At 47.1% G+C, this 13723-nt stretch carries 20 protein-coding genes and 1 rRNA gene; 19 read left to right on the forward strand and 2 right to left on the reverse strand.

The features are described from left to right. The 15 genes from map (at window position 1) to ACFVS2_RS32685 (ending at window position 10116) form a co-directional block, all read left to right on the forward strand. Window positions 1-747: a type I methionyl aminopeptidase gene (gene map / locus ACFVS2_RS32615; protein ID WP_007716279.1), complete on the forward strand. Its 747-nt coding sequence runs from the start codon at window positions 1-3 to the stop codon at window positions 745-747. Between the two features lie 118 nt (window positions 748-865). Then, on the forward strand, window positions 866-1084 hold the full coding sequence (gene infA / locus ACFVS2_RS32620) for a translation initiation factor IF-1 (protein WP_003333772.1): 219 nt from the start codon (window positions 866-868) through the stop codon (window positions 1082-1084). 34 nt (window positions 1085-1118) lie between these two features. After that, window positions 1119-1232, forward strand: coding sequence for a 50S ribosomal protein L36 (rpmJ, locus tag ACFVS2_RS32625; protein WP_003333770.1), 114 nt, complete (start codon window positions 1119-1121; stop codon window positions 1230-1232). Between the two features lie 21 nt (window positions 1233-1253). Further along, window positions 1254-1622, forward strand: coding sequence for a 30S ribosomal protein S13 (gene rpsM, locus ACFVS2_RS32630; protein WP_007716287.1), 369 nt, complete (start codon window positions 1254-1256; stop codon window positions 1620-1622). A 16-nt stretch (window positions 1623-1638) separates the two neighbouring features. Then, window positions 1639-2040 carry a 30S ribosomal protein S11 gene (gene rpsK, locus ACFVS2_RS32635; protein ID WP_005828803.1) on the forward strand — a complete coding sequence of 134 codons (402 nt, stop codon included), beginning with the start codon at window positions 1639-1641 and terminating at the stop codon, window positions 2038-2040. 156 nt (window positions 2041-2196) lie between these two features. Continuing rightward, window positions 2197-3141, forward strand: a complete 945-nt coding sequence (locus ACFVS2_RS32640; RefSeq protein ID WP_017247057.1) for a DNA-directed RNA polymerase subunit alpha — start codon at window positions 2197-2199, stop codon at window positions 3139-3141. A 56-nt stretch (window positions 3142-3197) separates the two neighbouring features. Beyond that, window positions 3198-3557 carry a 50S ribosomal protein L17 gene (gene rplQ, locus ACFVS2_RS32645; protein WP_007716290.1) on the forward strand — a complete coding sequence of 120 codons (360 nt, stop codon included), beginning with the start codon at window positions 3198-3200 and terminating at the stop codon, window positions 3555-3557. A gap of 168 nt (window positions 3558-3725) precedes the next feature. Continuing rightward, window positions 3726-4577, forward strand: coding sequence for an energy-coupling factor transporter ATPase (locus tag ACFVS2_RS32650; protein ID WP_390240648.1), 852 nt, complete (start codon window positions 3726-3728; stop codon window positions 4575-4577). Then, window positions 4553-5425, forward strand: a complete 873-nt coding sequence (locus ACFVS2_RS32655) for an energy-coupling factor transporter ATPase (protein ID WP_173621077.1) — start codon at window positions 4553-4555, stop codon at window positions 5423-5425. Before ACFVS2_RS32650 ends, ACFVS2_RS32655 begins: the two co-directional genes overlap by 25 nt. A 2-nt stretch (window positions 5426-5427) precedes the next feature. Beyond that, window positions 5428-6225: an energy-coupling factor transporter transmembrane component T family protein gene (locus tag ACFVS2_RS32660; RefSeq protein WP_390240650.1), complete on the forward strand. Its 798-nt coding sequence runs from the start codon at window positions 5428-5430 to the stop codon at window positions 6223-6225. Further along, window positions 6222-6956, forward strand: coding sequence for a tRNA pseudouridine(38-40) synthase TruA (gene truA / locus ACFVS2_RS32665; protein WP_390240652.1), 735 nt, complete (start codon window positions 6222-6224; stop codon window positions 6954-6956). The genes ACFVS2_RS32660 and truA overlap by 4 nt, the downstream gene beginning before the upstream one ends. 244 nt (window positions 6957-7200) lie before the next feature. Then, the gene (rplM, locus tag ACFVS2_RS32670; RefSeq protein ID WP_012684005.1) at window positions 7201-7638 is read left to right on the forward strand and encodes a 50S ribosomal protein L13; all 438 of its coding nucleotides are present in this window, start codon (window positions 7201-7203) and stop codon (window positions 7636-7638) included. 20 nt (window positions 7639-7658) lie between these two features. Then, complete coding sequence (gene rpsI / locus ACFVS2_RS32675; protein WP_005828788.1) at window positions 7659-8051, forward strand: 30S ribosomal protein S9; 393 nt, start codon at window positions 7659-7661, stop codon at window positions 8049-8051. A gap of 124 nt (window positions 8052-8175) precedes the next feature. Further along, the gene (gene cwlD / locus ACFVS2_RS32680; protein ID WP_390240654.1) at window positions 8176-8892 is read left to right on the forward strand and encodes an N-acetylmuramoyl-L-alanine amidase CwlD; all 717 of its coding nucleotides are present in this window, start codon (window positions 8176-8178) and stop codon (window positions 8890-8892) included. Between the two features lie 111 nt (window positions 8893-9003). Next, complete coding sequence (locus ACFVS2_RS32685; RefSeq protein WP_173621081.1) at window positions 9004-10116, forward strand: P-loop NTPase; 1113 nt, start codon at window positions 9004-9006, stop codon at window positions 10114-10116. A gap of 52 nt (window positions 10117-10168) precedes the next feature. On the opposite strand, the gene gerD is transcribed toward ACFVS2_RS32685, so the two are convergent. Further along, window positions 10169-10813 (reverse strand): spore germination lipoprotein GerD, encoded by a 645-nt coding sequence (gene gerD, locus ACFVS2_RS32690; RefSeq protein WP_390240656.1) that lies wholly within the window; start codon window positions 10811-10813, stop codon window positions 10169-10171. Between the two features lie 125 nt (window positions 10814-10938). Between gerD and ACFVS2_RS32695 the strand changes: the two genes are divergently transcribed. Beyond that, the gene (locus ACFVS2_RS32695) at window positions 10939-11526 is read left to right on the forward strand and encodes a KinB-signaling pathway activation protein (protein ID WP_390240658.1); all 588 of its coding nucleotides are present in this window, start codon (window positions 10939-10941) and stop codon (window positions 11524-11526) included. A gap of 25 nt (window positions 11527-11551) precedes the next feature. On the opposite strand, the gene pdaB is transcribed toward ACFVS2_RS32695, so the two are convergent. Further along, window positions 11552-12322 (reverse strand): polysaccharide deacetylase family sporulation protein PdaB, encoded by a 771-nt coding sequence (gene pdaB / locus ACFVS2_RS32700; protein ID WP_390240660.1) that lies wholly within the window; start codon window positions 12320-12322, stop codon window positions 11552-11554. Window positions 12323-12447: 125 nt separating this feature from the next. Between pdaB and ACFVS2_RS32705 the strand changes: the two genes are divergently transcribed. The 3 genes from ACFVS2_RS32705 to ACFVS2_RS32715 form a co-directional block, all read left to right on the forward strand. Then, window positions 12448-13101: a stage II sporulation protein M gene (locus ACFVS2_RS32705; protein WP_039960001.1), complete on the forward strand. Its 654-nt coding sequence runs from the start codon at window positions 12448-12450 to the stop codon at window positions 13099-13101. 115 nt (window positions 13102-13216) lie between these two features. Next, window positions 13217-13450, forward strand: a complete 234-nt coding sequence (locus tag ACFVS2_RS32710; RefSeq protein WP_012684012.1) for a hypothetical protein — start codon at window positions 13217-13219, stop codon at window positions 13448-13450. Between the two features lie 186 nt (window positions 13451-13636). Beyond that, window positions 13637-13723, forward strand: a 16S ribosomal RNA gene (locus ACFVS2_RS32715); the annotation flags it as partial.

Raw genomic sequence — 13723 nt, forward strand, 5'->3', positions numbered from 1 at the left:
ATGATTATCCTAAAGTCGAAAGCAGAACTTGAGGTTATGCGCGAAGCTGGTCGTATCGTCGCACTCACCCATCAAGAACTGGCCAAGGCGATCAAGCCTGGTGTCACGACGAAGCAGCTAGACGAAATTGCCGAGACCTTTATTCGAAGCATGGGAGCAATTCCATCGTTTAAAGGCTATGGTGGCTTTCCAGGAAGTATCTGTGCTTCAGTCAATGAAGAACTCGTACACGGGATCCCAGGTAAACGGGCGTTGCAAGAAGGAGACATTATCAGTATCGACATTGGTGCCCAGTTTCAGGGTTACCATGGCGACTCCGCTTGGACGTATCCGGTCGGTAAGATTTCAACAGAAAACCAGAATCTGCTCAGAGTAACGGAAGAGTCGTTGTACAAGGGGCTTGAAAAAGCTGTTCCGGGTGGACGCTTATCCGATATCTCTCATGCGATTCAGGTTCATGCAGAAGCTGCCGACTTCACACTCGTTCGCGAGTATGTGGGGCATGGGATCGGGCAAAACTTGCACGAAGATCCGCAGGTTCCTAACTACGGCCCTCCTGATCGAGGACCGCGGTTAAAACCAGGCATGGTGTTGGCAATTGAGCCAATGGTAAATGCCGGCGAACGTTATGTCCGCACATTGGAGGACAATTGGACGGTAGTAACAGTGGATCGGAAAACTTGTGCTCATTTTGAACACACCATCGCGATTACGGAAGATGGCTATGAGATTTTTACACGGATATAAAAACGGTAGTTCCGAATGATTCGGGATTGTCGTCCAACGTGTCGACGATAAGTTCGTTGTGTGATCATTTCGCAAAACTCATGGGCCGACTGAAGAGCAGAAGAAAGGAGAGTTTACCATGGCAAAAGATGATGTAATTGAGGTGGAAGGTACGGTAATCGAACCTTTGCCAAATGCTATGTTTCGAGTAGAATTAGAGAATGGACATAAAGTCCTTGCTCACGTCTCTGGAAAAATCCGCATGCACTTTATCCGTATCCTGCCGGGGGATAAAGTAACTGTTGAACTGTCGCCGTACGACTTAACCCGCGGACGTATTACGTACCGCTATAAATAGTAAGCAAAACCCCTAGAAAAGGGAGGCAAGAACCATGAAAGTGAGACCTTCGGTTAAACCGATCTGCGAGAAATGCAAGGTTATCCGTCGCAAAGGTAACGTAATGGTTATTTGTGAAAATCCGAAGCATAAGCAAAAACAAGGGTAAACAAGGAGGTGCTTTTGACACATGGCACGTATTGCAGGCGTAGACTTGCCGCGCGAAAAACGCGTTGAAGTTGCTCTTACCTACATTTTTGGTATTGGCCGCCCCACGTCTCAAAAAGTTCTGTCCGCCACTGGCGTAGACGCTAACACTCGTGTTCGCGATCTGACAGAAGACGAAGTAAACAAACTTCGTGAGTACATCGACAAAACTGTGAAGGTGGAAGGTGACCTCCGTCGTGAGATCTCCCTCAACATCAAGCGTCTGATGGAAATCGGTTGCTTCCGTGGCATCCGTCATCGTCGTGGACTTCCAGTTCGCGGTCAACGTTCTAAAACAAATGCTCGTACGCGTAAAGGTCCACGCCGTACAGTAGCAAACAAGAAGAAGTAAAGGAGGGTAATCTGACATGGCGAAAAGAAAACAAGCTACAGCAACTCGTACCCGTCGTCGTGACCGTAAGAATGTTGAAGTCGGCGTAGCACACATCCGCTCAACTTTCAACAATACGATCGTCACTATCACGGATCCACACGGTAACGCGATCTCTTGGTCCAGTGCTGGTTCCCTCGGCTTCAAAGGCTCCCGTAAAAGCACGCCATTTGCTGCGCAAATGGCTGCTGAAGCGGCTGCACGCGTTGCTATGGAACACGGTATGCGTTCCCTTGAAGTATCAGTAAAAGGCCCAGGTGCTGGTCGTGAAGCTGCGATCCGTTCCCTGCAAGCAACTGGTCTTGAAGTGAACATGATTAAAGACGTGACGCCAATTCCGCACAACGGTTGCCGTCCACCAAAACGTCGCCGCGTGTAACTGGTTTATATCGTTCAGAACATGTCCATACTAGAATGGTAAATTCTGATTTATAGCTTGTCATGCACGCAAACGGTAAACCGCCGGGGAAATTCCTGAGTGGGCACGTATGCGGCCCACCCAAGGATTTCGACGTTTTGAAGGAGGGTTTGTTTAATGATAGAAATAGAAAAACCAAAAATCGAGGTTGTGGAAGTTAGCGACGACAACTCGTATGGAAAGTTTGTTGTAGAACCTCTAGAGCGCGGATACGGAACTACCCTTGGCAACTCGCTGAGACGAATTCTTCTTTCGTCCTTGCCAGGCGCGGCAGTTCGTACTGTTCAAATCGATGGGGTTCTTCACGAATTCTCCACGATTGAAGGCGTCGTTGAAGATGTAACCGAGATCATCCTGAACATCAAAGGCTTGGCGCTGAAGATCCATTCCGATGAAGAAAAAGTAATCGAGATCGATGCAGAAGGCGAAGGCGTTGTCAAAGCGGGAGATATCCGTGCTGACAGTGATGTGGAGGTCTTAAACCCTGATCTTCATATTGCAACGTTGGCCAATGGCGGTCGTCTGCATATCCGCATGACAGCTGGACGTGGTCGTGGTTATGTTCAATCTGATGGAAACAAATCTGAGGATCTGCCTATTGGTGTGATTCCGATTGATTCGATCTACACGCCGATCAAGCGCGTTAACTATCAAGTGGAAAATACCCGTGTAGGGCAAATGACCAACTATGATAAGTTGACACTTGAGGTTTGGACTAACGGTAGCATCAGTCCGGAAGAAGCCGTAAGTCTCGGCGCTAAAATCATGACGGAGCACCTGAACCTGTTTGTCGGTTTGACTGACGAGGCGAAGGATGCAGAAATCATGGTAGAGAAGGAAGAGGACAAGAAAGAGAAAGTCTTGGAGATGACTATCGAAGAGCTTGACCTTTCTGTTCGTTCCTACAACTGCTTGAAGCGTGCCGGTATTAATACCGTGCAAGAGCTGACGCAGAAGACCGAAGAGGACATGATGAAAGTACGCAATCTGGGGCGCAAATCTCTTGAAGAAGTTCAAGAAAAGTTAGCTGAGCTGGGCCTGTCCCTGCGCAGCGACGACTAGAATCGCAAACCAAGAAGCAAACTTTTGTTCTCTCGATTAAGAGGGAGGTAAACCACATGGCACAACGTAAATTGGGTCGTCGTAGCTCAGCTCGTAAAGCGCTGTTCCGCGACTTGGTAACAGACCTGATCATCAACGAGCGCATCGAAACTACAGAGATGAAGGCGAAAGAACTGCGCCCAATCGCTGAAAAAATGATCACGCTCGCGAAACGTGGCGATCTGCATGCTCGCCGTCAAGTTGCTGCTTTCGTTCGTAAAGAAGTTGCGAATACTGAAGGCCGCGATGCTGTTCAAAAACTGTTCGATGAAATCGCACCTCGCTTCAAAGAGCGCAACGGTGGATACACTCGTATCCTGAAAACCGGCCCTCGCCGTGGCGACGCTGCTCCAATGGCGTACATCGAATTCGTTTAATACATGTAAGCTGGTCGTTTACTCAGGTTTTAAGCCTGGTAGATTACCGCGAAAAGGGTGGGGGCAGATCTGGTCATAGGCTGGACTCTGATTCAACCCTTTTTTCCTTTCTCATCGAAATCCTGCTAGTCAGTTCCCTGTGAAGGCTGGGGAGGTTGTGAATGCCTCATGAATGAAGATAACCTGCTGGCATTGCGAGATGTTTCTTATATCTACGATGGTGAGGATGGCCAACGGGTTCCGGTATTACAAGGTGTTGACCTTACCATTCAAAAAGGTTCCTTTGTATCCGTACTGGGTCACAACGGTTCCGGCAAATCAACGATGGCAAAGCTGATGAATGCCCTGTTGCTTCCAGAAGGCGGCACAGTACTTATCGGTGGAATGGATACGAAAGATGGGGAGCAGCTTTGGGAAATTCGACGACATGTGGGCATGGTCTTCCAGAACCCGGACAATCAGATTGTTGGGGCTACCGTGGAAGATGATGTCGCCTTTGGCCTAGAAAACATGGGTGTGGACCCCAAAGAGATGCGAAATCGTATTGATGAGGCGCTCGTTTCTGTAGGGATGGAGTCTTATTTACAGGCACAACCACATCGTCTGTCTGGAGGTCAAAAGCAACGAGTGGCGATCGCAGGGATTATGGCGATGCGTCCTTCTGTCATCATCTTGGATGAAGCGACAGCGATGCTTGATCCACAAGGGAGAATGGAAGTGCTGAATCTGGCTCGTCAACTGAACCGTGACGAGGGACTCACGATCATTAACATTACCCATTTTCCGGAAGAAGCCATCTATTCGGATAAGGTCATTGTCATGAATGCCGGTGAAGTCCTGATGGAAGGTAAGCCGAGTGAAGTGTTTAATGAGGTAGATCGATTGAAACAGGTGGGGCTGGATGTGCCATTTGCCGTTCGACTGCGACACGCACTTCATTCCAACGGGATTGATTTACCGTTTGTCCTGCATCAAGAGGAGCTGGTGGAGCACGTATGCAAATTACTTTTGACCAAGTAAGCCATATCTACGCAAAGGGAACACCGTTCGAACGAGTTGCCTTACACAATATTTCGCTGACGATTCCATCCGGTTCGTTTGTCGGAATTATTGGCCACACGGGCTCGGGTAAGTCAACGCTGATTCAGCACTTGAACGGGTTGCTGATGCCTAGTACAGGGCAGATTACCCTGGGTGATGCGGTCATTACTCCAAAGCGGCGATTATCTCATGCTCAAAGGCGCGATATTGGGCTCGTCTTTCAATATCCTGAACATCAGTTGTTTGAAGAAACGGTTGCGAAGGATGTTGCTTTTGGACCGCTCAATTTTGACTTGCCAACGGAAATGGTGGAAGCGCGCGTAAAGGAGTCCCTTGAAATTGTCGGCTTGGATTATGCCACGATCAAGGATCGTTCGCCGTTTCATTTGAGTGGCGGTCAAATGCGACGTGTTGCTTTGGCTGGTGTTCTTGCCATGCAGCCCAAGGTTTTGGTATTGGATGAACCAACTGCGGGTCTTGATCCTGCGGGACGAGTAACGATTCTGGAAGGGATCTACCGGATTCATCGGGAACAAAACCTCACGACACTATTGGTAACGCACAGCATGGAAGAGGCAGCCCGCTACGCAGACTATTTGCTTGTGATGGCACAAGGACAAGTAGCTTTGCAGGGGAAGCCGGAGGAAGTATTCATGCAAGTGGATCGTCTCCGAGAGCTGTCTTTGGATGTACCGGAAACGGTGGCTCTCGTATCGCAAATGAATCAAATGCTGCCGGACAAGGCTAGTCTGCCGAGCTCCCTTTATCGGGAGGAAGAGCTGATTGCCCATCTGCTGGAACGACTGTCCGTACCAAAGGAGGGCTAGGCATGCTGCAGAATATCGCAATTGGTCAATACGTACCAGGGCAATCTTTTTTACATCGTGCAGATCCGCGAAGCAAGCTTCTCTTCATTATCCTTTTTGCTACCTTGATTTTTTTGGCTAACAATACGATAACGTACGCCATACTCATTGGTTTTACCTTGTATGCTGCACTTCATTCTAGGCTTTCATTGTCCTATATATTAAACAGCTTAAAGCCAGTCTGGATCCTGATTTTGTTTACCGTCGTCTTGCATATTTTTATCACGAAAGGCGGAACGGTCTACTTTCAGTGGGGATGGTTTACAGTAGAAGAACAAGGAGTTCGCCAGGCGATCTTCATTTCTTTACGCTTGGGACTTTTGATTCTCATTAGTTCCTTGCTAACACTGACCACCTCTCCAATCGATTTGACGGAAGGTTTGGAGCGTTTACTAGGACCACTAGGGAAGATCGGCATACCGGTTCATGATATAGCCCTGATGATGTCAATTGCACTCCGGTTCATTCCGACCCTGATGGAAGAAACGGATAAGATCATCAAGGCGCAGACCGCCAGAGGAGCCAATTTCACCAGTGGAAGTCTCGTACGCAGAGCCAAGAACCTGATTCCGATCGCTATTCCATTGTTCGTTAGTGCGTTTCGGCGTGCTGAAGAGCTGGCTTTGGCGATGGAAGCGCGTGGCTATCGCGGGGGAGTGGGTAGAACGCGGCTGAATAAGCTGACGTTCACTTGGCGTGATGGAATCGTAGCTGTTGTGAGTGTGATCTTGGTAATTGTGATTGGATGGTGGCGTACATGAAGCGACTGCGATGTGTATTAGCATATGACGGGACTGACTTCAGCGGTTTTCAGGTACAGCCAGATCAAGTAACGGTCCAGGGTGAAATTGAAGCCGCTTTGAATCGGGTTACCGGAGAGGATATCCAAGTCTTCGGTTCAGGCCGGACAGATGCGGGTGTTCATGCGCGCGGTCAAGTGATTCACTTTGACACGTCGAGTAACATTCCGATGGATAAATGGCGGTTTGTGTTGAACAATCAGTTGCCTGATTCTATTGTCATTCGGACAGTCGAAGAGGTCGATGCCTCTTTTCATGCGCGTTTTGACGTGCAAGTAAAAGAATATCGATATTGCATCGACAATAATCCGGTGGCAGATGTATTTCGACATCGTTACGCCGACCATATCCGGTTTCCGTTAGATGTGGACGCGATGCAGCAGGCTGCTCATTATTTGGTGGGTGAACATGATTTTACTTCCTTTTGCTCGGCAAAGACATTCGTCGAGGACAAGGTTCGGACTGTGTACGGGCTCACCGTGGAAAAAATCGGAGACGAGGTATGGGTGACATGCCAAGGCAACGGTTTTTTGTACAACATGGTTCGAATTATTGTGGGGACTTTGGTTGAAGTAGGGCAAGGAAAAAGAAACCCTGCTGAACTGAGGGAAATCCTCGCCGCATGCGATCGGGAAAAGGCAGGTAAGACAGCACCAGCCAAGGGTCTGACCATGTGGGAAGTTGTCTACTAGTTCTCTGATTTCCAACTATTAGACGAACGAGCAGCACTTGACTATAGGGCTTCTATGTAGTACGATATTCCTTGGTATTTTAACCCCGCCTAGCCCCACTCTAGCCCCGGGATTGAAAGACAAGATCGTGATTACATGGAACACCTGGAAGAGTTGCTCACCCGTAACAGCAATTATCTTCCATTGCAAGTTTCGGTTGTTTTGGTTATAAGTGTGTTAGGTAAGATATTTAGGAGGGACAAAAATGCGTACCACATATATGGCGAAACCGCTCGAAGTTGAGCGCAAATGGTACATCGTTGACGCTGAAGGCCAAACGCTGGGTCGTCTGGCGAGCGAAGTAGCTTCTATCCTGCGCGGAAAATTGAAACCAGAATTCACTCCTCACGTTGACGCTGGCGATTTCGTAATCGTAATCAACGCTGACAAAGTGAAATTGACTGGTAACAAACTGAATGACAAAATTTACTACACTCACTCCCTGTATCCAGGTGGTTTGAAAAAGACCACTGCAGGCGCAATGCTGAACAAGAGACCAGATCGTATGTTCGAACTGGCGGTAAAAGGCATGCTGCCTAAAAACAGCCTGGGACGTCAAATGTTCACCAAGCTGAAAGTATACGCTGGAACTGAGCATCCACACGCAGCACAAAAACCAGAAGTTTGGCAAATTCGCGGTTAAGGTAAAGGGAGGAAATATACGTGGCACAAGTACAATACTACGGTACAGGTCGTCGTAAGCACTCCGTAGCACGCGTTCGCCTGGTTCCAGGTGAAGGTCGCATCGTGATCAACAAGCGTGAAATGGATACTTACTTTGGTTTGGAAACACTGAAATTGATCGTAAAACAACCACTCGTTTTGACTGAAACTCTTGGTCGTTACGATGTATTGGTTAACGTAAACGGCGGCGGAACCACTGGTCAAGCTGGTGCAATCCGTCACGGCGTTGCTCGCGCTCTGCTGAAAGCAGATCCGGAACTGCGCGGCGCTCTGAAACGCGCTGGCTTCCTGACTCGCGACCCTCGTATGAAAGAGCGTAAGAAATACGGCTTGAAAGCAGCTCGTCGCGCACCTCAGTTCTCCAAGCGCTAATTGCTGTTCGATACAACCCCTTGTCTGTTCGCAGGCAGGGGGTTTTTCCTTTTCATAAACGGGTATATTTGTCCATGTTTGTCCATATGATGGAACGAGAATGGGACAAAGGGGACGATACACTGTGACACGAAAAGGAGTAGGCTGGATATTGGCTTTTGCGGTACTTATGCTGTTGTTCACCTACGAAACGCCTGATCGCTCTTCCTGGCAGGCATGGTCGCTGCCATTGACGGGAACGGTCATAGCCATTGACCCTGGGCATGGGGGAATAGACGGCGGTGCCGTTTCCAAAGCCGGGGATGTGGTTGAGAAAGAAGTGACTTTGGCCATTAGCATGTACTTGCGGGATTTCCTTCAGCAGTCAGGAGCATTTGTAGTTATGACGAGGGAGGAAGACAAGGATTTGGCGAGTCCAGATGCGGCGCAGGCACGCAAACGAAAATCTGAGGATATTCGAAACCGAGTAAGGCTGGTCAATGATAGTACACCGGATTTTTTGGTCAGCATACACGTCAATTCCATCCCTTCTCCGAAATGGTCGGGAGCACAGACTTTTTATTCTCCTAGCTTCAAAAAGAGCGCAGAAGTTTCTTATTTGATACAAGATGAGATCAAACGGGTGATCGGTCATACAGAGCGGGTACCGAGTAAGACGAACAATGTGTTCCTGATTCGGGAGGTTAACTGCCCGGCCGTTTTGGTAGAAGTAGGCTTTGTCAGCAATACGGAGGAGGCAAAGCGACTTCAGAGCGTTGAATACCAAAAGGCTATGGCGAATGCCATTTATCAGGGGATCTTGCGTCAGTACTCGGGAGAAAAAGCGCCAATTACACCTTAAGAGGGCGGTGGTCGTGTCCCAACTGCCCGAATATGCTATAATGAACGCGCATACGCTGTCGTTATACCAGCATGAAAATGTTTGAAAAGATCATAGATGAGGTGAACCAGAATGTTGACCAGAGAACAGGTTCTCGAAGCACTACGCGATGTAAAAGACCCTGAAATTAATCGTAGCTTGGTCGAGCTCAACATGATTCGGGATATCCATATTGAAGGCAAGACAGTAAGCCTTACGGTCGTTCTGACGATTTCGGGCTGTCCACTCAAAGCCAAGATCGAGGACGATGTTATCGCAGCCGTGAAAGCGCTAGGAGCCGAAGAAGTACGCCTGCAATTCGGTTCGATGACAGACGAGGAACGTGCGGCTCTGTCTGCCCAGCTTCGCAAGAGCCAAGGTGGACAAACACATAACATGACACCGGGACAGGCTCCCCTCTTGAACCCGATCTTGGCGAAGGATTCGAATACGACCTTTATCGCGGTCACTTCCGGAAAAGGTGGCGTTGGAAAATCGACGGTGACAGTGAACCTGGCCGTTGCGCTCGCGCGTTTAGGAAAAAAAGTGGGCATTATCGACGCAGACATTTATGGCTTTAGTGTGCCCGATATGATGAATATTGAACAACGTCCAACCGTGATTGGTGAAACCATTCTGCCTGTTGAAAAGCAAAACGTAAAGGTTATGTCCATGGGCTTTTTTGTGGAGGACAACTCTCCGATCATTTGGCGTGGCCCTATGTTGGGTAAAATGCTTCGTAACTTTTTCACGGAAGTACACTGGGGCGAAGAATTGGACTACCTCTTGCTGGACTTGCCTCCAGGAACGGGAGATATGGCCCTCGACGTGCACACCATGATTCCGCAAAGCATGGAGATTGTGGTAACGACTCCGCATGCTACTGCAGCGTTTGTAGCAGCTCGCGCAGGCGCAATGGCAAAGCGAACCGGTCATGAAATCCTCGGTATTGTGGAAAACATGGCGTGGTACGAAGCAAAGGATGGTTCGAAAGAGTACGTATTCGGGCGTGGTGGAGGAGCTAAGCTTGCCGAGACATTGACATGTGAGTTGCTCGCTCAAATTCCGCTGGGCCAACCGGATAATCATCCGTCTGAACCTGATTATTCCCCATCCATCTATGGAGAAAAGACGGAAATTGGTCAGCTTTACATTGATATGGCCAAACGCGTCATAGAAAAATGCGGGGAAGCTGTCAAACAATAATATCCAAGAAGATGAAAAAGGTGGGCTCTGCAATAGAGCTCACCTTTGCTTTTTAGGAAGAAGGGTTGCCGCCACCACCGCCGCCGGATCCTCCTCCACCTTCTTTTCCCTTTCCTTTTTTCTTCGGCTTCAGTTCCTTTGGTTTGGTCATGTCCTCGGATACTTTGGTCATGATCTTCATGAGTTCAGCCTGGAATAAAGGACTTTGCAAGGATTCCTTCATCACTTGCATGGTTTGTTGTCGATAAGCAGAGCTTTTCATCAGGTCCATCAAATTTTTCTCAAACTCAGGGTCTTTCATTACGCTTATAAGCTCTTTTTGGTATTCAGGGTCCTTCATCAGGTCCTTCATTAGCGTTTTTTGTTCGTTTTTCATGGATTTCGCCATGGCGCTTGCAAACTTAGGGTCCTTAAATGCTTCTTTAATGTGCGTGCTATTGGGATTCGTCATGCTTTGAATCAAAGTTGTCCGCACTGTCGACTCGTCGAGCACCAGGTTTTGTTTAAACTTTTCATCCTTCATCATCTTACTTACAGATTGCTTCGCTTCGTCCGTCTGCAATATGTCCAGCACCATGTCTTTGACGTTTTTATAATCAGGCTGAGACGAACTTTGCGCTTGTCCGCTACCCCCGCAACTGGTCAGCACCAGACAGACAAGAGCGGTTAACCAAAAAGACATCGTCTTTTTTCTCATGGGGTGGACACCTCCTTCTTTACTCTGCCTACAAGTAACGTGTGCATTTTGTTTTGTTCTTACGCTAGTATTTTCTTGTATCCATTGGTACAATCATATTCGATGTGGATGGGAGGGAATACTTGGTGAGTTTGCGTAAGTATGGTTGGCTTTTTATTACCACGCTCTTGCTTGGGGGATTAGGTGGGATCCTGGTTGCCCTTATTTTTGATTTGGACAAGCTGCTCGTAGGAAGCACCGGAAACTTTTTTGTCGGCTTGTTCATGTATCTACTGTATGGAATGACCATTAGTATTGTGGCTCAGATGGGTTTTTTTGCGTATATGACGATTAATTATTTCGCTAAAACGATATTTAAAACGGCTTCCCTGTGGAAAAGTGTCCAAGTATTTCTTATTTTGTTTGTCTTTTTCGATATGATTTATCTTCGCTATACGTCCTTCGGTGAAGGAAAAGGATTTGGTACGTACTTTATTGAGCCAACGCTATTATTGATTGTCGCTATTGTTACCGCATATGGAAAAGTGAGTCTGACCAATAAATCTGCATGGATACCTACGACGTTCTTTATGTTTGTCGTTACGGCACTGGAATGGATTCCGGCATTGAAGGAAGATAATGTGCGTGCCACTCTGTCCATGCTCGTCCCACTATTGTTTTGTAACGTCTGGCAAGTCATGCAATTGCATCGTCTGGTAAAAAGAGAAAGCTGACCCAATGAAGGTCAGCTTTTTTGTTTTAGTGAATTTCTTTGCTGTCTACACTTGTACCCGAAATAAGTTCAGATACCGTAACGAATTCATAGCCATCCTTGCGAAGTTGATCAATGATCACAGGGAGGGCAAGATGTGTATCTTTCGCAGAATCGCTCGCGTGCATCAGGATGATGTCTCCTGGATGAGCTTTCGATAATACATTATTGATGATCACATCAGTCCCCGGATTGGTCCAATCTTTTGAGTCCGTATCCCATTGGATGACGGTATAACCCATGCGATTCGCGATTTCCAGCACGCGTTTGTCAAAATCACCATTTGGCATCCGAATGAGCGTAGGTTTTTTTCCAGTCATTTCGGATAGAATGGAGTCGGCTTTGGCCATTTGGGAGCGAATTTCTTCATCGGAGTATTTAGTGTAGTTATCGTGCTTGTGACCGTGCGAACCAATTTCTAAGCCATCTTCTTTGATGCGTTTCAATATGTCCGGATGTCGTTGACTCCAAGGGGAGGAGAGGAAAAAAGTCGCTTTGTTTACCTTTTTTTCTTTTAACACCTCCAGTATGGGTAATGCTCGTGTCTCTCCCCAGCTAATGTCAAAGGTAAGGGCGATTTTCTTTTCTTTGGTGTCTACCTTATAAATAGCTTGGGGGGCTTGCGTGCTGGCACCTTCAGCAAAGGCAGAAATTGAGTCTCGTTCCGCATAACCAATTCCAGCTGTGAGTAAGATGGCCGCGACAATAATTAAGATTTGCTTTAATCGTTTCGCGCTGATCACGTAAATGAATTTCATGGATAAGCACCTCCTTTGTCCGATAACAGTTTATGCAGGTAAGACAAGGATATTCTTTGGCCTGTTGGCTATTGTTGAGGTACAATGCATATAGTGAATGAAGAGGCAGTAAAGGGGTGTGGTGCATGGGCAATCGATTGCGGCATTTATGGCTTGATAACCGAAAATATTTCTTCGCCGCATGCTTATTATTTTTTGGTGGTGCCTTGATTGGTTATTTTCAAGCACCGCTTGTCGAAGATATGGTCGATAAAATGATGGGCCAATTAAAGGAAATTGCTGAACGGATAAAAGACAACGGCGGCGGACCTTTAGCGGTGTTCTGGATGATTTTTTCCAATAATGTTTTCAGTGCATTGATGATGATGGCGCTGGGCATATTGTTTGCATTCTTTCCCATAATTGGATTACTCGCAAATGGAGTGCTGCTTGGATTTATCCTTTTCAAATACAGTGCGGCGGGAGTAAGTCCATGGCTTATTTTTAGTGCAGGTATTTTGCCACATGGAATTTTTGAGCTTCCAGCTATCCTGTTTGCAGCGGGAGTGGGTATCCGTTTAGGGGTGCTGAGTTTACGATCAGTGGGAGTTCTAATCCAACCACACAAGCTGGCACGATTGAAAAATGACTGGTACGATACGCTCAAGCAATTTCCAATAGCGGTTCTTACTGTAATCGTTCTGTTATTCGTCGCTGCCATTGTGGAGAGCACGATTACGCCAACTATTCTCAAGGAAACAGTGGGCCAACAACTGCAGCAATTGAACTTACTGAAATAATTCAGATTTGCGAACAAATTGAAGCCTTCCTAAACGGAGGGCTTTTTATTTTGAATAGGGCTGAATTTTGATGGAAAGGATAGAGGAGAGACTCGTAAGGCGGAGGGCGATATCGTTGCTAGGGTTTTTGTTTAATACGAAAGAAGTACAAGAACTAGAATACTTGTTAAAACGTGAGCTGGAAGAGATGCTCCTTGATTTTAGTGATAAACGAATTGATCATCTAGTGAAGCGGGCTATGGAGGAGAGATACTCCATTATGTTTCGCATGTATGCAAGAATCGCCTCTCCCAATGAGTTATCCAAGTATGTCAGACGCAGAAAACTCGGAGAGGAGCATTATACTTAAAAACTTTTTTAAAAAACATATTGACTCAAAGATAGGTAACGTGATAGATTAATTCTTGTCCTTAAGACGCCATCACAAATAACGATGAACATTGAGGACAGGAAATTGCTCCTTGAAAACTGAACAGCGAAAGCGTTAATGAGTCTATCATTAAATGATTTGCCAGCTTTGAACCAGCAACAAACTTTATTGGAGAGTTTGATCCTGGCTCAGGACGAACGCTGGCGGCGTGCCTAATACATGCAAGTCGAGCGAGTCTCTTCGGAGGCTAGC

It is taken from the genome of Brevibacillus sp. NPDC058079 (assembly GCF_042885155.1).
Lineage (GTDB): Bacteria > Bacillota > Bacilli > Brevibacillales > Brevibacillaceae > Brevibacillus.